Raw genomic sequence first — 21,984 nt, 5'->3', positions numbered from 1 at the left:
GACTCTAAACGCAACGCCCGGTCTGGCTTTTGTCAGGCCGGGCGTTTGCCGCTTTCAGACCTTGCGGGTTTCACCGCGGGGCAGTAACAGGTAACAAATCATGGCAAAAGAATACAGCCGTACCCAACGTATCGGCGATCAGATGCAGCGTGAGCTGGCCCAGCTGATCCGTCGTGAAGTCAAAGACCCGCGCGTCGGCCTGGTCACCATTACCGCTGTGGAAGTCAGCCGTGACGTCGGTCACGCGAAGATCTTCATCACCGTGATGGGGCAGGACAACGCCGAAGACATCGCGCAAAGCATCAAGGTGCTCAACGCAGCCGCCGGTTTCCTGCGTATGCAGCTGGCCCGCGAAATGAAGCTGCGCAGCGTGCCGCAATTGCACTTCCACTACGACGAAAGCGTCGTACGTGGTGCGCACCTGTCGGCCCTGATCGAGCGCGCCGTGGCTGAGGACAATCAGCACGTGGCTGCGGCAGAACCCGAAGACACCAAGGAGTAACTCGGTGGCTCAGGTCAAACGTATCCGCCGTAACGTCAGCGGCATCATCCTGCTCGACAAGCCGCTGGGGTTTACCTCCAACGCCGCGTTGCAGAAGGTTCGCTGGTTGCTCAACGCCGAGAAGGCCGGTCACACCGGCAGTCTCGATCCCTTGGCCACCGGCGTTCTGCCGCTTTGCTTTGGCGAGGCGACCAAGTTTTCGCAGTACCTGCTCGATTCCGACAAGGGTTACGAAACCCTGGCGCAACTGGGCAAGACCACCACCACGGCAGACGCCGAAGGTGAGGTTTTGCAGGAGCGTCCGGTGACCGTTGGTCAGGCCGACATTGAAGCGGTTCTGCCGAAATTTCGCGGGCAAATCAGTCAGATACCGCCGATGTACTCCGCTCTCAAGCGTGATGGCCAGCCGCTGTACAAGTTGGCCCGTGCAGGTGAAGTAGTGGAGCGCGAACCGCGTTCTGTTACTATTGCGCGCTTGGAATTGCTGGCCTTCGAAGGCGATACTGCGCGTCTTGCGGTGGATTGCAGCAAGGGCACCTATATTCGCACCCTGGTGGAGGATATCGGTGAGCAACTCGGTTGTGGCGCGTACGTCGCTGAATTGCGTCGTACCCAGGCCGGGCCTTTCACCCTGGCGCAGACCGTGACCCTCGAAGAGCTGGAAGCGGTACATGCCGAAGGCGGCAACGAAGCGGTCGACCGCTTCCTGATGCCATCGGACAGCGGCCTGCAGGATTGGCCGTTGCTGCAGTTCTCGGAAGCGAGCGCGTTCTACTGGCTCAACGGCCAGCCGGTACGTGCCCCGGATGCTCCGAAGTTCGGCATGGTGCGGGTACAGGATCACAACGGTCGCTTCATCGGTATCGGTGAAGTGAGCGAAGACGGGCGCATCGCGCCGCGTCGACTGATTCGGTCAGAATGACCGGAAACCGGTCTGTGTAACAGCAGGCCGGCGAGTGTGGCTGTCAACAGGCACGGTCACTACTCATTTATAGATACAGGGATTTGTCCCTGGCCTGTTGAAACTGTTTTTGAAACAGTTTCCTGATAAAAGGATTGCCTCATGGCTCTCGACGTTCAAGAAAAAGCTCAAATCGTTGCCGACTACCAGCAAGCTGTTGGTGACACTGGTTCGCCAGAAGTGCAAGTTGCACTGCTGACCGCCAACATCAACAAACTGCAAGGTCACTTCAAGGCCAACGGTAAAGACCACCACTCCCGTCGTGGTCTGATCCGCATGGTAAACCAGCGTCGCAAGCTGCTGGACTACCTGAAAGGCAAGGACGTGAGCCGTTACAGCGCTCTGATCGCTCGCCTGGGTCTGCGTCGCTAATCAGCGATTGCGCTAGAGGTTGGTTGTCTGTCGTGCGTCAGTGGGATTCCCGCTGGCGCATGGCAGGCTCCCAGCCTCAAGTTTTATCTGGATACACGTTTTACCCCGGACAGACGTCGGGCCGATTCCCGGCATTGCCCAAGAATTTCGCAAGAAACCAGTTCCCCCAAGAGCCACAAAGAAGGTAGGACACCGTGAACCCGGTAATCAAAAAATTCCAGTTCGGTCAGTCGACCGTTACCCTCGAGACTGGCCGTATCGCCCGTCAGGCCTCCGGCGCAGTATTGGTCACCGTTGACGACGACGTCAGCGTATTGGTGACCGTAGTCGGTGCCAAGCAAGCCGATCCGGGCAAGGGCTTCTTCCCTCTGTCCGTTCACTACCAGGAAAAGACTTACGCTGCCGGTAAGATCCCTGGCGGTTTCTTCAAGCGTGAAGGCCGTCCTTCCGAGAAAGAAACCCTGACTTCCCGACTGATCGACCGTCCGATCCGTCCGCTGTTCCCGGAAGGTTTCATGAACGAAGTGCAGGTTGTCTGCACCGTCGTTTCCACCAGCAAGAAGACCGATCCGGACATCGCTGCGATGATCGGTACCTCGGCTGCCCTGGCGATCTCCGGTATTCCGTTTGACGGCCCGATCGGCGCCGCTCGCGTTGCCTTCCACGAAAGCACCGGCTACCTGCTGAACCCGACCTACGAGCAGCAAGCTGCTTCGAGCCTGGACATGGTTGTTGCCGGTACTTCGGACGCCGTGCTGATGGTTGAATCGGAAGCCAAAGAGCTGACCGAAGACCAGATGCTGGGCGCGGTACTGTTTGCTCACGACGAGTTCCAGGTCGTAATCAACGCCGTTAAAGAACTGGCTGCCGAAGCGGCCAAGCCAACCTGGACCTGGGCACCTGCTCCAGAAGCCACCGAGCTGCTGGCTGCTATCCGTTCCGAGTTCGGCGAAGCGATCTCCCAGGCTTACACCATCACCATCAAGGCCGACCGTTATGCGCGTCTGGGCGAGTTGCGTGACCAGGTTGTAGCCAAGCTGTCCGGTGAAGAAGGCCAGCCTTCGGCTTCCGACGTCAAAGCTGCTTTCGGCGAAATCGAATACCGCACCGTTCGCGAAAACATCGTAAACGGCAAGCCACGTATCGACGGTCGCGACACCCGCACCGTGCGTCCGCTGAACATCGAAGTCGGCGTTCTGCCGAAGACCCACGGTTCGGCACTGTTCACCCGTGGCGAAACCCAGGCTCTGGTCGTCGCGACGCTGGGCACCGCCCGTGACGCACAACTGCTGGACACTCTGGAAGGCGAGAAAAAAGACCCGTTCATGCTGCACTACAACTTCCCTCCGTTCTCGGTGGGCGAGTGTGGTCGCATGGGTGGCGCCGGTCGTCGCGAAATCGGTCACGGCCGTCTGGCCCGTCGTTCGGTTTCGGCCATGTTGCCTGCTGCAGACGTGTTCCCGTACACCATCCGTGTGGTTTCGGAAATCACCGAATCCAACGGTTCGAGCTCGATGGCTTCCGTTTGCGGCGCTTCCCTGGCCCTGATGGACGCTGGTGTTCCGATGAAAGCACCGGTTGCCGGTATCGCCATGGGTCTGGTTAAAGAAGGCGAGAAATTCGCTGTTCTGACCGACATCCTGGGTGACGAAGACCACCTGGGCGACATGGACTTCAAAGTAGCCGGTACCGCCAAAGGCGTCACCGCGCTACAGATGGACATCAAGATCAAGGGCATCACCGAAGAGATCATGGAAATCGCTCTGGGCCAAGCCCTGGAAGCGCGCCTGAACATCCTCGGTCAGATGAACCAGATCATCGGCCAGTCGCGTACCGAACTGTCGGCCAACGCTCCGACCATGATCGCGATGAAGATCGATACTGACAAGATCCGTGACGTTATCGGTAAAGGTGGCGCGACCATCCGTGCGATCTGCGAAGAGACCAAGGCTTCGATCGACATCGAAGACGACGGTTCGATCAAGATCTTCGGCGAAACCAAGGAAGCGGCTGAAGCAGCACGTCAGCGCGTTCTGGGCATCACCGCGGAAGCCGAGATCGGCAAGATCTACGTCGGCAAGGTTGAGCGCATCGTCGACTTCGGCGCATTCGTCAACATCCTGCCAGGCAAGGACGGCCTGGTTCACATCTCGATGCTGAGCGACGCTCGCGTAGAGAAAGTGACCGACATCCTGAAAGAAGGCCAGGAAGTGGAAGTGCTGGTACTGGACGTGGACAACCGCGGCCGTATCAAGCTGTCCATCAAAGACGTGGCAGCGGCCAAGGCTTCGGGCGTTTAATCACCCCGTCGCTTTAGCGCAATAAAAATGCCCCGCCGTGAAAACGGCGGGGCATTTTTTTGTCCGTGAAATATCGAGTCATTCGGTGAAGTTGCCGACCTGCAAGACCAGTGCTAGGTTTAGCCCACCGCCCGTGTAGCTCAGCCGGTAGAGCAGCGCACTCGTAACGCGAAGGTCGCAGGTTCGATTCCTGTCTCGGGCACCACATCTGCTTTCACCGCCTTCCGGTGAGTTTCTCACGCTTGCGTCGAGGTTTTTTCCGTACACATTTGCAGCCACGGTTGCGCCACAGAGTCTGCGGCGCTTCGCACTGAACGGGCTTTCTCTGACGTTATCGACGTCGATGCACCACCATCACCTGTCAATTGAACCGCACGCGGAACTTTGCAAGCGGCAGCAGCGTGTCGCCGCTTTCATCGTGGACGCAGTGGGTTACTCGCAACAGGCCGGTGCCACACACAACCACCGGCAACCCTTCCTCTACGAATATCACCTTCCCAGCGGTTCGATTCTCGATCTGCACGTCATCAAGGTCTTCCGCCGCAAGGATGCGCGCTGGAACACCGTCAACCCGGCAGAAGGCACCTTTATACGGGTGTCCTACGGCATCAATCATGCGCCGGATTTTCTCCGCCGACTGGCTCCAGTCAATTTTATAATCCTCATCATCGCGCCACAGGCTGTAGGTCGCCTCGCTGTGATCCTGAGCCTTGGATAGAAGGGGTTCACCACTGGCCAAGGTTTTCAGGACGGCCATTCCCGACTGCAGGTAGCAGCCACCAACAGCGGTAATTGCTTCGGCGATTGTGATCGGGTAACGGATAGTCACCGAGGTCTGGTGAATCACATCCCCACGATCGTATTCGCTGGCGCCGAAAATGGCCGATACGCCAACCAGACTTTCACCATTGATCAGCGCATTGACCAGCGGCGCGAAGCCGCGATACTTCGGCAGCAGCGAATCGTGGAAAACAATCAGCTTCTCTGCCGGGTGGTGGATAAGCCAGCGCCAGGAAATGGCCATCGCGTATTCGCTGGTGATACCGGTGAAGTCTTTCCGATAGCTGAATCTGACCCCGGCCGATTCGCAAACGGCTGCAATTTCCTTTGCATAATCGTTCTGTACCGAACTGTCCTGGCCGATCACGACATGCTCAATTATGTCTTTGAATTGAGAAACGGCCTGCTCGGTAAAAGTCAGCCCTTTTTCGGTCATTACGAATAGGGTCAACGGATTCGATGCGTTCACGTGCATTTACTCGCAATTGATTATTTGAGGGTGTTGCTTTTCTTGTGATGCTCTTCGCCGACGACCAGCAGCACGCCGTGCACTTCGGCCAGGAGCTGCACCGAACAGGCGGGGGAAGACTCCCCCCTTTTTGAATGTGGTCTTCATCGGTGTTCCACGTTGACAGCAATACCGCGCATCATGCCACATGGATGGAAGGCTGTTCCGCCACCTGGAAAAGGGCCAGCCAGTATAAAAAAGTACACTGGCCGGCACAGCAGTTTTGGTCAGATTCGGTAAGGCCCGGCAAACACAGGCGTATTGGCTTTGATGCGGTTCGTATCTCGGGCACCACTTCCCCTTATTTCACCTTGCGGCTCAACTCCTCGACAGTGCGTTTGAGCTGATCCATTGCGCGATCCTGATCGTTGAGCTTCTGCTTAAGGCTGGAGATTTCGCTGTTGCTCGAGCTGGAGCTGGAACCGCTGTTGCGCTTGAGGTCTTCGACCTGGCGGCCGAGCGTATCGAGCTGGCGATCCTGCTCCTTGACCTTGTTCTTCAGATCTTCGATTTCCCTGCCGCTGGAACTCGAGCTGGAACCGCTGCTGCGCTTGAATTCTTCGATCTGACGCGACTGCTCGTTGACGGTGTCACGCATCTTTTTCAGTTCCTCGACACCTATGCCGCTCTTGATCACGACGTCTTTGCCGAAATCGTTGTGAATGGCGGATATCTGGTCGCCATAAGAAGGGCTGCTGCTACTCAGTTCAACTGCCATTGCGCTGGCCGGCAGGGCCAGGGTGACCAACAGGGCGGTCAAAGCGGTGGCGGATACAACAGAAGAAATCTTCGAAAGGCTGCGCATCACTGGGTTTCCTTGTGAACAGCGAAGGTGAGTGCCGAAGTGGCACATCGCTATGACTCAGGAATACGTTTTATGTTCCGCGGGTCAACTTTTTGTGAGAGAGATGTAAAGTCCCGTGTAATTCGTTCGCCAAACGTCCTATATTCGTTGTCTGCATGAGCATCGCCCAGCAGTTTTCAGATGATCCCGAATGGTTCCGAAGGCCGGACAATCCGCGTCAGAGAGATCCTTGATGATCCACATCCATCTTCCATTCTTATGATCAGCGAGAACGCCATGACCGAGTTAACTCAAGAGCAACGCCACGAACAAGCGCTGGAGAAGTACAAACTTGATGCGTCGGAGTTGATGGACGAGATCAAGGATCTCAGTCCCGATGAGCAGAAAGACCAGATCCAGTGGGCGTTCGAAGACGAAGCCGAAGCCCAGGGCCTGCAACCTTGGGAACTGACGCTCAAGTACACCAGCACCCCTGAAGAGTTCGAGGCCAAGCGCCTGGAACTGCACAAGGAAGCGGCCGAAGTGTTGGGCGTCGAGTGGGATGAATACTGCGAGATGAACAATCTGGTGGTCTGAAACAGAAACGCCAGCCTCGAAAGGGCTGGCGTTTTTTATTGCGTGGCCGACTCAGATGCTCAGGCGCATCGACAGGTCCACGGCCTTCACGTCCTTGGTCATTGCGCCGATCGAGATGTAATCCACCCCGGTCTGTGCGATCGGCAGCAGCGTGCTTTCGTTGATGCCGCCACTGGCTTCCAGTTTTGCCTTGCCGCCGTTCAGGCGCACGGCTTCGCGCATGTCATCGAGGCTCAGCTCGTCGAGCATGATGATGTCGGCACCGGCGGCCAGCGCTTCTTTCAGCTCCTCCAGACTTTCCACTTCGATTTCCACCGGTTTGCCTGGGGCGATCTTGTGCGCAGCGGCAATGGCCTGCGGAATGCCACCGCTGGCAGCGATGTGGTTTTCCTTGATCAGGAACGCGTCGTACAGGCCGATGCGATGGTTATGGCAGCCACCGCAGGTGACCGCGTATTTCTGCGCCAGACGCAGGCCCGGCAGGGTCTTGCGGGTATCGAGCAGTTTCACCGACGTCTCGGCAACGAAGTCCGCCAGGTACTGCGCGCGGGTCGCCACACCCGACAGCAACTGCAGGAAGTTCAGCGCGCTGCGTTCACCGGTCAGCAACGAGCGGGCGGGGCCTTCCAGATGAAACAGCGGCTGATTCGGCGAAACCCGTTCGCCATCGCGCACCTGCCAGTGCACCGCCACCCGTGGATCGAGCTGGCGGAACACCGCATCCACCCAGGCCGTGCCACTGATGACGGCGGCGTCGCGGGTGATGATGGTGGCTTTGGCCAGGCGTTCGGCCGGGATCAGTTGCGCGGTGATGTCGCCGCTGCCGATGTCTTCGAGCAACGCACGGCGCACGTTGGCTTCGATTTCGGCGGTCAAATCGGCGAGACGTAGATTCGGCATAACGGGCTCCACAAACTAAGTGGCCCGATTATAGGGGCATGGCGTCGGCCAACCCAAGGCGAGAACAGCCACGCAGCGCTGCATCCGGTCGATTTTCTTTGAGCAAACCCGATTCTGTCGTGGTCACTGCAAGGTGTCGGCGCATAGGGGAAACCCTGACGGCTCTGGCGCCGGGGACATCTTTTGCAAGATAATCCGCCTTGCATTTGACGCCATGACTTTGACGTCGGCAATTCACCGTTTCAGGAGGCTTGGATGCACAACGACGGGAATGTAGTGCCTTTGCACAAGGCCACTACCGATCAGGCGACTCACTCGCCGCTCGCCCGCCTGCCTGTGATTCTGCTTCAGGTTCGCGACAAGGCTGCCCAGCGCCTGCGCAATGGTTTGCAGGAGCTGTTCGATAACGCCGACGACACCTTGTTCGAAATGGCCGACCGGGCGCGTAACGACGTCGAGCAGAACATCTTTTTCGAAGCCATGCGCGACCTGCGCCTCAAGCGCAAGAACATTGAGCGCGGTTTTCTCGAGCAATTCTTCGAAGCCTTTGTCGGCCTCACTCAATTCGATCCCGTCCCCACCGTCCTCTCTCATGCTTTGCAGAATGAGGACACTACCGCGCGCACCGACGACATGGAGCGCAACGTCGCGGTCGAGACCATGGTCGGCCGCGTGCTGAATCGCGACGGGTTCGCCCTCGACCAGCTGACTGCGCGATTCAATGCGTTGTTGGGCAAGACCCTGGACGATCAATACAACCCGCTGGGCCCGGCGATGCTTTGCGAATACTTCCTGCAGGCCGGGCGCAATCTGGGGGTGGAGATCAAGGTCAAACTGATCCTGCTCAAACTGTTCGAGCGCTATGTGCTGGCCGATACCGATCAACTCTACGCCGAAGCCAATCAACTGCTGATCGCCACGGGCGTGTTGCCTGAGCTCAAGCCGGCACCGGCCCGTCGTGCCATCGATCAGGCCGTGGCCAGCGTGCAGAGCGAATTCGAGGGCGTCGACAAAACCCAGACCGATGCGGGTGTGCAAGAGGTCTTCGCCGCGTTGCAGGAGCTGCTGCTGCACGTGCGCGGCACTGTTGCGCCGACCCTTGAACCCAGCGCCCCGGCGCAGCCGATTTCCACCCGCGACTTGCTGCGCCTGCTTTCGCACCTGCAGCAATACGTGCCGGCGCTGGCGGTGCAGGACGACTTCGATCTACGTCATCAGCTTGAACAGTTGCTGACCCGGGTCAGCGTGCGCAGCGGCAAATCACGAATCGTCGGCGGGGCTGACGAGGACGTAATCAATCTGGTGGCCATGGTCTTCGACTGCATCCTCGATGATCGCAACCTGCCGGACTCGCTCAAGGCGCTGATCGCCCGGTTGCAGATCCCGATGTTGAAGGTCGCGGTGATCGACAAAAGCTTCTTCAGCCGCAGCAGTCACCCGGCGCGTCGCCTGCTCAACGAAATTGCCGAAGCGGCGATGGGTTGGGGCGAGTGCGACGGCAATGCGCGCGACAGTCTGTACCTGCGCATCGAGCAAGTGGTGCAGCGCCTGCTGACGGATTTCGTCGATGACCCGGCGATTTTTTCCGAGTTGCTGGCAGACTTCCTTGCGTTCACCAGTGACGAGCGCCGTCGCAGCGAATTGCTTGAACAGCGATTGCGCGATGCCGAAGAGGGCCGGGCGAAAACCGAACTGGCCCGCCAACGTGTCGAGCAGGCGCTGAATCAGGCCTTGCTGGGCAAAGTCCTGCCACCGTCGGTGGTGACGTTCGTGCAGGAGGCCTGGAGCAAGGTGCTGCTGCTGACCTGCCTCAAGCACGGCGATCAGTCCGCCGAATGGCAGGCCGACGTGCAGACCATGGAGCAATTGATCTGGAGCGTGCAGCGCCACGACGACGCCGAAGCCGGCCTGCGCCTGCTGGCGCTGGTGCCGGGGTTACTCAAGTCATTGCGCGACGGCCTGAGCAGTTCGGCCTTCGATCCGTTTGCCACCAGCGGCTTCTTCAGTGAACTTGAAGCGCTGCATGTGCGCCTGCTCGAACCGTCCAGCGAGCCGGATCAGACCGCACTGCCGGAAATGATCGAGGTGTCGCAGGCGATTGTCTTGCAGATGGCCGACGACGGCCTCCAGCCACGAACGCCGGCGCGTTTGCCGGCCGACGATGCAGGTTTGCGCCAGGTCGATCAGTTGCGCCTGGGCAGTTGGGTGGCGTTCGAGGAAGACGAAGAACACACCCTGCGCTGCAAACTGGCTGCGATCATCGAGGCCACCAACAAGTACGTGTTCGTCGACCGCACCGGGATGAAAGTGCTGGAGCGCGAACGCACTGAACTGGCCCTGGCGTTTCGTCGCGGTGCGGTGCGGGCGCTGGACGACACCTTGCTGTTCGACCGGGCGCTGGAGTCGGTGCTCGGCAATCTGCGGCGGCTCAATCGCGGCAAGTGATCGCGCGCCGGGGGCCGATCACGGCATACTGGTCGCCAACACAGTCGGCGTTGAAGGAATCGGTATGCAGTTGGATCCCGCAAGCGGGTGGTGTCACGGGGTGCAGGTCTGCCCTTCGCCCAACTTCAATGAACGCCCGGCGGGCGAAGTCTCCCTGTTGGTCATCCACAACATCAGCCTGCCACCGGCGCAGTTCGCCACCGGCAAGGTGCAGGAATTTTTCCAGAATCGTCTGGATGTCACGGAACATCCCTACTTTGCCGGGATCGCCGACCTGCGCGTGTCTGCGCATTTTCTGATCGAACGTGACGGCAAGGTCACCCAGTTTGTCTCCTGTCTTGAGCGGGCCTGGCATGCCGGTGTTTCGGTGTTCGAGGGACGGGAAACCTGTAACGATTTTTCGCTGGGCATCGAGCTGGAAGGCACCGATGATCTGCCGTTCACCGATGCGCAGTACCGGGCGCTGACTGCGTTGACCCGGCAGATACAAGCGGCGTTCCCGGCGATCACCGTCGAGCGCATCTGCGGGCACAGCGATATCGCCCCCGGACGCAAGACCGACCCCGGACCCGCATTCGACTGGGCACGCTACCGCGCCGCCCTGGCACAAGAGGAAGGACAATGAGTTTTCTGGTGTTACTGCTGGCGGTATGGATCGAGAAGTTCTCGGCCCTGCGCCAACGGGTTCAACGCGATGGCGGATGGATCCGCGAACTGCACAAGCTGGAAACCGGCGGGCTGGCCAAACAGCCGTGGCTGGTGCTGACCGTCCTGGTGCTGTTGCCGGTGGCGCTGCTGGGATTGCTGCTGGTGGTGCTGGACCCGGTGGCCTACGGTCTGCTGGCGTTGCCGGTGCATTTACTGGTGGTGATTTACAGCCTGGGGCGTGGCGATCTGCTCGGCGAACTCGGGCCGTTTCGCGACGCCTGGCGCCGTGAGGACCTGCAGGCCGCCGCCCATGTCGCCAAACGCGACCTGAACATCTGCGCCGAAAGCGGCGAACAATTGCTGGAGCAAGTGCAACGGCATCTGTTGTGGCAGGCCTACCAGAGTTTCTTTGCGGTGATTTTCTGGTATTTCTTGCTCGGCCCCGTCGCGGCGCTGAGCTATCGCCTGCTGGCGCTGGCGGAAGATAACGCCCAGAACCCGGCGGTGGCCGAACGGGCCGGGCAACTGCGCCACGCCTTCGACTGGGTGCCGGTACGCCTGCTGGCGGCGAGTCTTGCTCTGGTCGGCAACTTCGTCGCTGTCAGCCGGGTGATGCTGCACGAGCTGCTGAACTGGAACATCAGCGCCGCCCAACTGATCGACAAGGTCGGGCTGGCTGCCGGGGAAATTCCGCCGGCCGCTGTCGGCCCCGAAGGCATCAACACCCTCGACTGCCTGTGGGAACTGCTGCTGCGGGCGGCGGTGCTGTGGTATGCCGGCTTTGCCCTGTGGACGGTACTCGCGTAGGCCTTTCCCGTGACGAGGGGGTAGTCCCCCTCGTTAACCTTAAGTTACAAAACCTCCCTTCGATTTGAGCTATACAGAGATGGCGCCCGATAGTGGCTATCTGCTGTCGCCCCGCGCCTGCCAATAAAAACAAGAAAAAACCAAGGGAGACTTCCAGTGAAGAGCTTGCTCTATCCCGCCGTCTCGCTGATGAACCGCTTGAGCTTCGGCATGAAGTTCAGCCTGATCAGCGTGCTGTTCCTGGTGCCGATGCTGGTGACCAATTTCTATCTGGTGCGCGATTCCTATCGCGAATTCCAGGGCACCCGGGTGGAGCTGCAGAGCCTCGACCTGCTGGGCAGCAGCCTGACCCTGCGCCGGGATCTGGAAACCCTCAACAATCTGGTGCAGATCAATGTCACCCTCGGCCAGTCCGGCAAGGCCGGCAATGTCGAGGCGCAGATCACCAGCCTTGAGCAAAACGTCCTGGCGCGCCTGCAAGGGCTGACGCCCATGACGGAGGATCCGGAGCAGATCAAGTTCTTCGAAGCCAAGCGCGATGAAATGATCGCTGCCTTCAAGAACCAGCAAGCGGAAAATTCCCTGCAAAGTAAAAGTGCGCTGATCGGCAAATTGCTGGGCAATGCGCAGATTTTCAGCCAGATCGTGGCCAGCCAGGCCGGATTGAGTCGCGACAATCAGGGCGACATACGCCAGCTCAGCGAGCTGATCACCGCGACCACGCCGGCCGTCACCCAGGCCTTGGGCGAAGGTCGGGCGATGGGCTCGTATTCATTGGGCCAGGGCTTTCTCAACAGTTCGTCGAGCACCCGTTTTGACGAGTTGCTGGTGCAGATCGAAAAACTTCAGGCCGAATATGGCCTGAAATTGCAGGATGCGCTGGGCTCCAGCAAAGCCGCCCGTGATTCTCTGAGTGCACCGGCGGATGCCAGCAAGGCGACGCTGAAACAGGCCGGCACCCTGATCGAAGAGCAAGTGGTGATGGCCGAAACGCTCGACGCGCCATGGCAGGGCTTTTATGACCAGGTCACCGGGTTGATGGCTCAGACCTACCAGCTCAACGACGCCACCCTGAAATTCCTCGACACCCAGTTGCAACAGCGTCTGGGGCAAAACCGTACGCACATGGTGCTGCAAGCCGTGGCGTTGTCGGTGGTGTTTGTGCTGATTTTCTATCTCTACGGCGGCTTCTACGCGTCGACCCGCGCCACCCTGAAAAACCTCGGCGCCATGATGGATAAGGTCGCGGCGGGTGACATGACAGTGAATTTCCGCGCCAACAGCCGCGATGAACTCGGTGAGCTGGGCGAAGTGTTCAACGGTACGGTGAGGAAAATCCATGACCTGATCGAACGGGTCGGCCACACCGTTGGTGAGGTCGAGCGACAGGCGGGGCAAGTGGAAAACGTCTCGGCGCAAAGCAATCAGGCGGTCGCCGGGCAACGCACGCAGATCGAGCAAGTGGCCACCGCGATGAACCAGATGTCGGCGACGTCGCTGGAGGTGGCACGCAGTGCAGCGGCTGCGGTCAGCAGCGCCCACAGCGTGAACGACGAAACCATTAGCGGTCGCGGACTGGTGGAATCGCAGCAGGGCAGCATCGCGGCACTGGCGAGCGAAATCGATCAATCGGTGCTGGTGATCAATCAGTTGGCCAGCGACAGTCAGTCGATCAGCCGCGTTCTGGAAGTGATCAAGAGTATCGCCGAGCAGACCAATCTGCTGGCGCTCAACGCCGCGATCGAGGCCGCGCGGGCCGGTGAGCAGGGGCGTGGTTTTGCCGTGGTCGCTGACGAAGTCCGCACGCTAGCCAAACGCACTCAGCAATCGACCGAAGAAATCGAGCAGATGATCGGCAAACTCCACGGCGGCGTCGGCGCGGCAGTGAAGGCCATGGGCGTCAGCCATCAGATGGCCAACGGCACGGTGGGGCAGTCGGAAAAAGTCCAGCAGGCGCTGGAAAACATCCTCGGCGCGGTCGGCATGATCGTCGATCAGAACCAGCAGATCGCCGCCGCCGTCGAGCAGCAGACCGCTGTCGCCCACGACATCGACCAGAACATCGTCGAGATCAACCGGGCCGGCGAGCGCACAGCGGAAGGTGCGCATCAGACCGAAGATGCCAGCCGCGCGTTATCGGCGCAGGTGGTCGAATTGAAGCAGTTGATCAGCGCGTTCCGGGTTTGAACCGACCTGCCTCCTGGTGAGGCAGGTTTTTTCGGAATGCTTTGTAGTACTTTTTTGCTTACATCTGTAAGCCAAATCCTGTTTTCCTCCGGGTGCTGGTTTTTCGTCTTCAATGAACCAAGCTCAGTTCTTTGACCACTTGGAGGAGATCGCACATGTCCGTCGCAACCCTGGGCGTCCAGGGCCGCTGCGCCCACTGCCAGACCACGCTGGTGCTCAAACCCTGGCAGCTCAACGCCATATCGATCCACGAAGCATTCACCTGTGCGCACTGCCAGAAAAGCCTGGAGCTGCGCTGTCCGAAGCAGATCAAACGCTTTCGCTCGCTCGACTCTCTCGGGCTAATGCGCGCCAGTGCGCTGGTGACGGTGTGCACCGCGTTGCTGGTGGCTTTGGTGATGGAATGGGTGGGGTTGCTCAGCGTCACCGAGCAGTTGAACGCGTCGCTGATCGCGATTTTCGTGTACTTCGCGGTCATTCGTTATGCCCGGCAGCGACAACACCTGACACTGATTCTCGACGCGGCCAAGGCCCACGCCGACTGATTACCAGCCGAACACGTCGCAGCTGTTGGCGGTACTGGCGGCGGCGAGTTGTTGCGCACTGATGTTCATCAACGCGGCCAGTGAGTCGCAGATCGCCGGCAGATGCGCCGGCGTATTACGAATGCCGGGGTACATGGCAGGCGCCATGTCCGGTGAGTCGGTTTCCAGCACCACCGCGTCCAGCGGCAAGTCGGCCAGCACCCGGTGCATGCGCAACGCCTGCGGCCAGGTCGGTGCACCACCGAGGCCGAGTTTGAAACCGAGCTTGATGTATTCCCGCGCCTCTTCAAGGCTGCCGGCGAAGGCGTGGATGATCCCGGCGCGCTTGAGCTTGAAGCGCTTGAGCGTGGCAATCACCGCCGCATGGCTGCGACGCACATGGATCAGCGCCGGCAGTTCGAAATCCGCCGCCAGTTGCAGCTGTGCCTCAAACAGCGCTTGCTGGCGTTCGCGGTCGAGGGTTTCGATGAAGTAGTCCAGGCCGATTTCGCCGACCGCGCACAGCTGCCGATGACCCTTTAGCCGTGTCAGCCAATCGCCCAGAGCAAGCAGGTCTTCAGGCCGATGCTGATCGAGATAGACCGGGTGCAATCCGAACGCCGCGTACAAATCGGCGTCGCTTTGCACCAGATCCCACACCCGCTGCCAGTTCCCCTCGAAGACCCCGAGCACCACCATCCGCCGCACGCCGAGGGCGCGGCTTTCGGTGAGCAGCGCCGCGCGGTCGGCGTCGAAGTCGGGGAAGTCCAGATGGGTGTGGCTGTCGATCAGCTCCACGGCTCAGTCCCGGTGAATACGCTGCTTGAAGGTACGGGCAATGGCCTGCACGCCAGGCTGGTAGTCCGATTGCTCGACTGCCGCGAGTGCCAGTTCCAGCGCCTTGTCGGCGATCAACTGATGCTGCTGGGCCATGGCGTTGACCGGCAGCGGCAGGAAGTCCAGCAACTGGGTGTCGCCGAACGTGCCGAGGCGCAGCGGGCGGTTTTTGAGCGGGAAGTCATGCAGCGCGTCGAAAACGCCCTGCAGCAGCACGTAGGACGTGGTCACCAGCGCATCCGGCAAATGCCCGAGGCGTTGCAGGAGTTCTTCCATCAATTGCTTGCCGCACTCGCGGCTGAAGGATTCGGCGTGCTCGATCAGCACTTCGCCCTTGAATCCGGCCAAAGCCTCTTTGAACCCGGCCGCACGTTCCTGGCTGATGCTCAGTTCCGGACGCGCGCCTAGCAGCACGATCTGTTTCGGCTGCGGGTCGAGCAGGCTTTCGGTCAGGTGCAGGCTGGCTTCGCGGTCATCGCTGACCACCGAGCAGAAGTGTTCGGCATCCATCACCCGGTCGATGGCAATGATCGGCAGTCCCTTGGCCTGCAACTGGCGATAACTGTCGTCACCGGCCGGTAGACAACTGGCGACGATCAACGCATCGCAGCGCCGGGCGCGGAACAGTTGCAGCAGTTGCCGCTCGCTGTCCGGTGCATCGTCGGAGCTGGCGATCAGCAGCTGATAGCCCCGCGCACGGGCGCCTTGCTCCAGCAGTTTGGCGATCCGCGCGTAACTGGGGTTTTCCAGATCCGGCAGGATAAAACCCAGGGTCCGGGTGTGCCGACTGCGCAGTCCCGCCGCCTGTGGATTGGGGGTAAAGCCGTGCAGATCGACCACCGCCCGCACCCGCTCGACGGTGGCGGTGCTGATGCGTTGCTGTTCGGCCTTGCCGTTGATGACGTAGCTGGCGGTGGTCACGGACACTCCGGCCAACCGCGCGATATCACTGAGTTTCAACCCGGGATTTCCTTGTTTTTTCGAGCTTGCCGCGACATTTTCGCCAATCCTACCCGATTCAGGCAGGCGACCATTGTCTCAGCGCATCCGACAAGTTGGACTTCAAGGATGGGACATTATCGAGTAACGTGCCGATCAATCTAGATTAAACGTTTCAGCAAGCGTATTTTCTACGTTTTAGACGCCTTTGGCCGGTTCTGCCGTGAAACCGCCAAAACTGCCTCCTGAAAAGGATGGCCCATAGCGCCTAAGCTGCAACCATTCAAAACAATACCTGGCGCGCCACCGCGCCAAAAAGGAGATCGCATGCTCGAGCTCACTGTAGAGCAGATATCCATGGGCCAGTCGGCTGTGGATAAACCCGCCGCTTTGCAATTGCTGGCCAGTCATCTGGTCGCCGATGGTCTGGTCGCCGACGGATACCTCGCCGGCCTGCAGGCCCGGGAGGCTCAGGGCTCGACCTTCCTCGGTCAAGGCATTGCGATCCCCCACGGCACGCCCGAAACCCGCGATCAGGTATTCGCCACCGGCGTGCGTCTGATGCAGTTTCCCGACGGCGTGGACTGGGGCGACGGCCAGATCGTTTATCTGGCCATCGGTATCGCCGCCAAATCCGACGAACACCTGCGCCTGCTGCAACTGCTGACTCGTGCCCTCGGCGAGACCGATCTGGGCCAGGCCCTGCGCCGCGCGAGTTCTCCCGAAGCGCTGCTGAAACTGCTGCAAGGCGCGCCACAGGAGCTGGCGCTGGATGCGCAGATGATCGGCCTCGGGGTCTCCGCCGACGATTTCGAAGAATTGGTCTGGCGCGGGGCACGTCTGCTACGTCAGGCCGATTGCGTAAGCAACGGGTTCGCCGGTGTATTGCAGCAGGTCGAAGCGCTACCGCTGGGCGATGGCCTGTGGTGGCTGCATAGCGAGCAGACCGTGAAGCGTCCAGGCTTGGCGTTCGTCACGCCGGACAAACCGATGCGCTACCTCGGCCAGCCGCTCAGCGGTCTGTTTTGTCTGGCCAGCCTCGGTGAAGCGCATCAGGCGTTGCTTGAGCGTTTGTGCGCGTTGCTGATCGAAGGTCGCGGCCATGAACTGGGCCGCGCCACCAGCAGCCGCAAAGTCCTCGAAGTGCTCGGCGGTGAGTTGCCGGCCGACTGGCCAAGTGCGCGAATTGCGCTGGCCAACGCCCATGGTCTGCACGCGCGGCCGGCGAAAATCCTCGCGCAACTGGCGAAGAGTTTTGACGGTGAAATCCGTGTGCGCATCGTCGACGGTCAGGACAGCGCCGTATCGGTGAAAAGCCTGAGCAAACTGCTGAGCCTGGGCGCCCGTCGCGGGCAGGTGCTGGAAATCATCGCCAAACCGAGCATCGCCGCCGACGCATTGCCGGCGTTGCTGGCCGCCATCGAAGAAGGCCTCGGCGAAGAAGTCGAGCCGCTGCCGGCCGTGAGTCAGCAGCGCGAAGTGATCGCCGACATTGCCGAAGTCCTGAGCGCCCCGGCCTCCGGCAGCCTGCTGCAAGCGATTCCTGCCGCCCCCGGCATCGCCATCGGCCCGGCACACATTCAGGTTCAGCAAACCATCGATTACCCGTTGCGCGGCGAGTCCGCCGCCATCGAGCGCGAGCGTCTCAAGCAAGCGCTGGCCGACGTGCGTCAGGACATTCAGGGCCTGATCGAACGCAGCAAGGCCAAGGCGATCCGCGAGATTTTCATCACCCACCAGGAAATGCTCGACGACCCGGAACTCACCGATGAAGTCGACACCCGCCTCAAGCAGGGCGAAAGTGCCGAAGCAGCCTGGATGGCCGTGATCGAGGCCGCCGCGAAACAACAGGAAGCGTTGCAGGACGCGTTGCTCGCCGAACGCGCCGCCGATCTGCGCGACATCGGCCGCCGGGTGTTGGCGCAACTGTGTGGCGTGCAGACGCCCGCCGAGCCAGAGCAACCGTACATTCTGGTGATGGATGAAGTCGGCCCGTCCGACGTGGCGCGTCTGGATCCGGCGCGGGTCGCGGGGATTCTCACCGCCCGTGGTGGCGCCACCGCTCACAGCGCCATCGTCGCTCGCGCACTGGGCATTCCGGCGCTGGTCGGTGCGGGCGCAGCGGTATTGCTGCTGAAACCGGGCACGCCGCTGCTGCTCGACGGCCAGCGCGGTCGCCTGCATGTGGACGCGGATGCCGCGACCCTGCAACGCGCCAGCGAAGAACGCGACACCCGCGAGCAACGCCTGAAAGCCGCTGCCGAACAACGCCATCATCCAGCGCACACCACCGACGGCCACGCCGTGGAAGTGTTCGCCAACATCGGCGAAAGCGCCGGTGTGATCAGCGCGGTGGAGCAGGGCGCCGAAGGCATCGGCCTGCTGCGCACCGAACTGATTTTCATGGCCCATCCGCAAGCGCCGGACGAGGCGACTCAGGAAGCCGAATACCGCCGCGTCCTCGATGGCCTCGCCGGTCGGCCGCTGGTGGTGCGTACCCTTGATGTCGGCGGTGACAAGCCGCTGCCGTATTGGCCGATCGCCAAGGAAGAAAACCCGTTCCTCGGTGTGCGCGGTATTCGCCTGACCTTGCAACGTCCGCAGATCATGGAAGCGCAGTTGCGCGCCTTGCTGCGTTCGGCGGACAACCGTCCATTGCGGATCATGTTCCCGATGGTCGGCAGCGTCGAAGAGTGGCGTCAGGCCCGCGACATGACCGAACGCCTGCGCCTGGAAATCCCGGTTGCCGATCTGCAACTGGGGATCATGATCGAAGTGCCGTCCGCTGCCTTGCTTGCGCCAGTGCTGGCCAAAGAAGTGGATTTCTTCAGCGTCGGCACCAACGACCTGACCCAATACACCCTGGCCATCGACCGTGGTCATCCGACCCTGTCCGCCCAGGCGGACGGCCTGCACCCGGCGGTGTTGCAACTGATCGACATCACCGTGCGCGCGGCCCATGCCCACGGCAAATGGGTCGGTGTGTGTGGCGAACTGGCGGCGGATCCGCTGGCGGTGCCGGTGCTGGTCGGCCTTGGCGTGGATGAACTGAGCGTCTCCGGGCGCAGCATCGCCGAGGTCAAGGCACGCATTCGTGAACTCAGCCTGACCCAGACCCAAACCCTTGCTCAACAAGCCCTGGCCGTGGGCAGCGCCAACGAAGTGCGCGCATTAGTGGAGGCCCTGTAATGGCCAAGATTCTCACCCTGACCCTCAACCCGGCGCTGGACCTCACGGTGCAGTTGCCACGTCTTGAGGCCGGTCAGGTCAACCGCAGCGACGAGATGCACACCCACGCCGCCGGCAAGGGCGTCAACGTCGCACAGGTGCTGGCCGACCTCGGTCATCAACTGACGGTCAGCGGCTTTCTCGGCGAAGACAATCTGCAAGCGTTCGAAAACCTGTTCGCCAAGCGCGGTTTCACTGATGCGTTTATCCGGGTGCCCGGCGAGACCCGCAGCAATATCAAGGTCGCGGAACAGGACGGACGCATCACCGACATCAACGGCCCGGGTCCGGTGGTCGGCGTGGTGGCGCAACAGGCGTTGCTGGATCGTCTGGTGCAGATCGCGCCGGGGCATGACGCGGTGGTGGTCGCCGGTAGTCTGCCGCGCGGAGTCACTGCACAGTGGTTGCGCGAACTGGTCGAGCGCTTGAAGGCGTTAGGCCTGAAAGTCGCCCTGGACACCAGCGGCGAAGCCTTGCGCGCGGCGCTCAAGGCCGGCCCGTGGCTGATCAAGCCGAACACTGAAGAGCTGGCCGATGCGCTGGGCTGTGAAGTGGTGTCCCACGCGTCTCAGGCCGAGGCGGCCAATCGGCTGCACGCCCAAGGCATCGAGCATGTGGTGATTTCCCACGGCGCCGAAGGTGTGAACTGGTTCAGCGTCGGCTCGGCGCTGCATGCGACGCCGCCGAAGGTCAGCGTCGCCAGCACGGTCGGTGCCGGCGATTCGTTGCTGGCCGGCATGCTTCACGGCTTGCTCAGCGCCGATACGCCGGAACAAACCCTGCGCACGGCCACCGCGATTGCGGCGCAGGCGGTGACCCAGATCGGTTTCGGTATTCACGATGCTGCGCAACTGACGCAGCTCGAACAGGGCGTGCGCGTGCGCCCCCTGACAGAACAATAAGAGGGTTTGTCATGAAGTTAGCCATTGTCACGGCCTGCCCGAACGGCATGGTCACCAGTGTGCTGTGCGCCCGGTTGCTGGATGCCGCGGCCCAGCGTCAGGGCTGGAGCACCAGCGTCGAAGTGGTGGATGCCGCGCACCCGGAACGCGAGTTGTCGGCGGCCACCATCGAGGCCGCCGAGTGGGTGTTGCTGGTGGCCACGGGACCTGTGGACATGACCCGGTTCATCGGCAAGAAAGTCTTTCGGATCGCGCCGGCGCAAGCCCTGCAGGATGTCGAAGAAGTACTGCGGCGTGGCGCCGTCGAGGCCGAGATTTACGTCGCTGCCGAAACGCCGCCCGTGGTTGCCAGTGCTCAAGCACCGCGACTGGTCGCGGTCACCGCCTGCCCGACCGGCGTCGCTCATACCTTCATGGCCGCCGAAGCCTTGCAGCAAGCCGCCAAGCGTCTGGGCTTTGATCTGCAAGTCGAAACCCAAGGCTCGGTCGGCGCGCGAAATCCGCTGAGCGCTGCCGCGATTGCCGAGGCTGACGTGGTGCTGCTGGCGGCTGACATTGAAGTCGCGACCGAGCGTTTCGCCGGCAAGAAAATCTATCGCTGCGGCACCGGGATCGCCTTGAAGCAATCCGAGGCCACGCTGAAAAAAGCCCTGGCCGAAGGCAAGCAGGAAAGTGCTGCGAGCGACGGCAAAGCGCCGGCCAAGCAGGAGAAAAGCGGCGTCTACAAACACCTGCTGACGGGTGTGTCGTTCATGCTGCCAATGGTGGTGGCGGGCGGTCTGATGATCGCCTTGTCGTTCGTGTTCGGCATCACCGCGTTCAAGGAAGAAGGCACGCTGGCGGCGGCGCTGATGCAGATCGGCGGCGAGACCGCGTTCAAATTGATGGTGCCGTTGTTGGCCGGCTACATCGCCTGGTCGATTGCCGACCGTCCCGGTCTGGCGCCGGGGATGATCGGTGGTTTGCTGGCGAGCACCTTGGGCGCCGGCTTCATTGGCGGGATCGTTGCCGGCTTTATCGCAGGCTACGCGGCCAAGGCGATCAGTCGATACGTGGCGCTGCCGCAAAGCCTGGAAGCGCTGAAACCAATTCTGATCATCCCGTTGTTCGCCAGTCTGTTCACCGGGCTGGTGATGATTTACGTGGTCGGCAAACCGGTGGCCGGGATGCTCGCGGCGCTGACGCATTTCCTCGACAGCATGGGCACCACCAACGCGATCCTGCTCGGTGTGCTGCTGGGCGGCATGATGTGCGTCGACCTCGGCGGGCCGATCAACAAGGCTGCCTATGCGTTCTCGGTGGGACTGCTGGCCTCGCAGAGTTATGCACCGATGGCCGCGACCATGGCCGCCGGCATGGTGCCGCCGATTGGTCTGGGCATCGCCACGTTCATCGCCCGGCGCAAGTTCGCCCAGACCGAGCGCGAAGCCGGTAAAGCGGCGCTGGTGCTGGGGCTTTGCTTTATCTCCGAAGGGGCGATTCCGTTTGCTGCGAAAGACCCGTTGCGGGTGATCCCGGCAAGCATTGCCGGCGGTGCGTTGACCGGTGCGCTGTCGATGTATTTCGGCTGCAAACTGATGGCGCCCCACGGTGGGCTGTTCGTGCTGGCGATCCCTAACGCGATCAACCATGCGCTGCTGTATCTGCTGGCAATCGTCGCGGGCAGCCTGCTGACGGCGGTTGTGTACGCGATGGTCAAGCGGCCGGAAGCCGTGGAGCTGGCGCTGGAGCCCGCGAAGGCGTGAGGTGTCACACCCCTTTCA

General features: G+C 61.1%; 18 protein-coding genes and 1 tRNA gene. 14 read left to right on the top strand and 5 right to left on the bottom strand.

From position 1 onward, the window contains the following. Window positions 1-100: 100 nt before the first annotated feature. From rbfA to AC1Q9F_RS09255, 5 genes are all read left to right on the top strand, one after another. The gene (gene rbfA / locus AC1Q9F_RS09275; protein ID WP_007953741.1) at window positions 101-502 is read left to right on the top strand and encodes a 30S ribosome-binding factor RbfA; all 402 of its coding nucleotides are present in this window, start codon (window positions 101-103) and stop codon (window positions 500-502) included. Window positions 503-506: 4 nt separating this feature from the next. Beyond that, the gene (gene truB / locus AC1Q9F_RS09270) at window positions 507-1,424 is read left to right on the top strand and encodes a tRNA pseudouridine(55) synthase TruB (RefSeq protein ID WP_007953739.1); all 918 of its coding nucleotides are present in this window, start codon (window positions 507-509) and stop codon (window positions 1,422-1,424) included. Window positions 1,425-1,565: 141 nt separating this feature from the next. Beyond that, entirely contained in the window at window positions 1,566-1,835 is a 270-nt protein-coding gene (rpsO, locus tag AC1Q9F_RS09265; protein WP_011332409.1) for a 30S ribosomal protein S15, read from the top strand. Between the two features lie 194 nt (window positions 1,836-2,029). Continuing rightward, entirely contained in the window at window positions 2,030-4,135 is a 2,106-nt protein-coding gene (gene pnp / locus AC1Q9F_RS09260; RefSeq protein ID WP_007953735.1) for a polyribonucleotide nucleotidyltransferase, read from the top strand. Window positions 4,136-4,264: 129 nt separating this feature from the next. Then, window positions 4,265-4,340 (top strand) — tRNA-Thr (locus tag AC1Q9F_RS09255). Between the two features lie 156 nt (window positions 4,341-4,496). On the opposite strand, the gene AC1Q9F_RS09250 is transcribed toward AC1Q9F_RS09255, so the two are convergent. Next, window positions 4,497-5,384 carry a formyltransferase family protein gene (locus tag AC1Q9F_RS09250; RefSeq protein WP_492619500.1) on the bottom strand — a complete coding sequence of 296 codons (888 nt, stop codon included), beginning with the start codon at window positions 5,382-5,384 and terminating at the stop codon, window positions 4,497-4,499. Between the two features lie 340 nt (window positions 5,385-5,724). Continuing rightward, window positions 5,725-6,228, bottom strand: coding sequence for a hypothetical protein (locus AC1Q9F_RS09245; protein WP_207985004.1), 504 nt, complete (start codon window positions 6,226-6,228; stop codon window positions 5,725-5,727). Between the two features lie 276 nt (window positions 6,229-6,504). Between AC1Q9F_RS09245 and AC1Q9F_RS09240 the strand changes: the two genes are divergently transcribed. After that, entirely contained in the window at window positions 6,505-6,804 is a 300-nt protein-coding gene (locus AC1Q9F_RS09240) for a DUF6388 family protein (protein ID WP_492619501.1), read from the top strand. A gap of 51 nt (window positions 6,805-6,855) precedes the next feature. On the opposite strand, the gene nadC is transcribed toward AC1Q9F_RS09240, so the two are convergent. Beyond that, window positions 6,856-7,704 carry a carboxylating nicotinate-nucleotide diphosphorylase gene (gene nadC / locus AC1Q9F_RS09235; RefSeq protein ID WP_007953729.1) on the bottom strand — a complete coding sequence of 283 codons (849 nt, stop codon included), beginning with the start codon at window positions 7,702-7,704 and terminating at the stop codon, window positions 6,856-6,858. Between the two features lie 255 nt (window positions 7,705-7,959). Here nadC and AC1Q9F_RS09230 point away from each other — a divergent pair, with 255 nt between their 5' ends. The 5 genes from AC1Q9F_RS09230 (at window position 7,960) to AC1Q9F_RS09210 (ending at window position 14,336) form a co-directional block, all read left to right on the top strand. After that, complete coding sequence (locus tag AC1Q9F_RS09230) at window positions 7,960-10,149, top strand: DUF1631 domain-containing protein (protein WP_492619502.1); 2,190 nt, start codon at window positions 7,960-7,962, stop codon at window positions 10,147-10,149. Window positions 10,150-10,213: 64 nt separating this feature from the next. Further along, entirely contained in the window at window positions 10,214-10,774 is a 561-nt protein-coding gene (ampD, locus tag AC1Q9F_RS09225; RefSeq protein ID WP_492619503.1) for a 1,6-anhydro-N-acetylmuramyl-L-alanine amidase AmpD, read from the top strand. Then, window positions 10,771-11,604, top strand: coding sequence for a regulatory signaling modulator protein AmpE (gene ampE, locus AC1Q9F_RS09220; protein ID WP_492619504.1), 834 nt, complete (start codon window positions 10,771-10,773; stop codon window positions 11,602-11,604). The genes ampD and ampE overlap by 4 nt, the downstream gene beginning before the upstream one ends. A 156-nt stretch (window positions 11,605-11,760) precedes the next feature. Beyond that, window positions 11,761-13,791: a methyl-accepting chemotaxis protein gene (locus tag AC1Q9F_RS09215; protein ID WP_492619505.1), complete on the top strand. Its 2,031-nt coding sequence runs from the start codon at window positions 11,761-11,763 to the stop codon at window positions 13,789-13,791. 155 nt (window positions 13,792-13,946) lie between these two features. Further along, complete coding sequence (locus tag AC1Q9F_RS09210; RefSeq protein WP_007953715.1) at window positions 13,947-14,336, top strand: hypothetical protein; 390 nt, start codon at window positions 13,947-13,949, stop codon at window positions 14,334-14,336. On the opposite strand, the gene AC1Q9F_RS09205 is transcribed toward AC1Q9F_RS09210, so the two are convergent. After that, the gene (locus AC1Q9F_RS09205; protein ID WP_492619506.1) at window positions 14,337-15,113 is read right to left on the bottom strand and encodes a TatD family hydrolase; all 777 of its coding nucleotides are present in this window, start codon (window positions 15,111-15,113) and stop codon (window positions 14,337-14,339) included. A 3-nt stretch (window positions 15,114-15,116) separates the two neighbouring features. Beyond that, on the bottom strand, window positions 15,117-16,112 hold the full coding sequence (cra, locus tag AC1Q9F_RS09200; RefSeq protein WP_492619507.1) for a catabolite repressor/activator: 996 nt from the start codon (window positions 16,110-16,112) through the stop codon (window positions 15,117-15,119). 306 nt (window positions 16,113-16,418) lie between these two features. Between cra and ptsP the strand changes: the two genes are divergently transcribed. From ptsP to AC1Q9F_RS09185, 3 genes are read left to right on the top strand one after another with little or no spacing between them, the layout of a single operon-like run. Beyond that, window positions 16,419-19,280, top strand: a complete 2,862-nt coding sequence (gene ptsP, locus AC1Q9F_RS09195) for a phosphoenolpyruvate--protein phosphotransferase (protein ID WP_492619508.1) — start codon at window positions 16,419-16,421, stop codon at window positions 19,278-19,280. Beyond that, window positions 19,280-20,221, top strand: a complete 942-nt coding sequence (gene pfkB / locus AC1Q9F_RS09190; RefSeq protein ID WP_492619509.1) for a 1-phosphofructokinase — start codon at window positions 19,280-19,282, stop codon at window positions 20,219-20,221. Before ptsP ends, pfkB begins: the two co-directional genes overlap by 1 nt. 11 nt (window positions 20,222-20,232) lie before the next feature. Further along, window positions 20,233-21,966 carry a PTS fructose-like transporter subunit IIB gene (locus AC1Q9F_RS09185; protein ID WP_492619510.1) on the top strand — a complete coding sequence of 578 codons (1,734 nt, stop codon included), beginning with the start codon at window positions 20,233-20,235 and terminating at the stop codon, window positions 21,964-21,966. The last annotated feature ends 18 nt before the right edge of the window (window positions 21,967-21,984 follow it).

It is taken from the genome of Pseudomonas sp. GW823-FHT04A03 (assembly GCF_058796615.1).
Note: the sequence above shows the minus strand (reverse complement) of the source record. Positions and strands in the feature narration are given on the sequence as shown.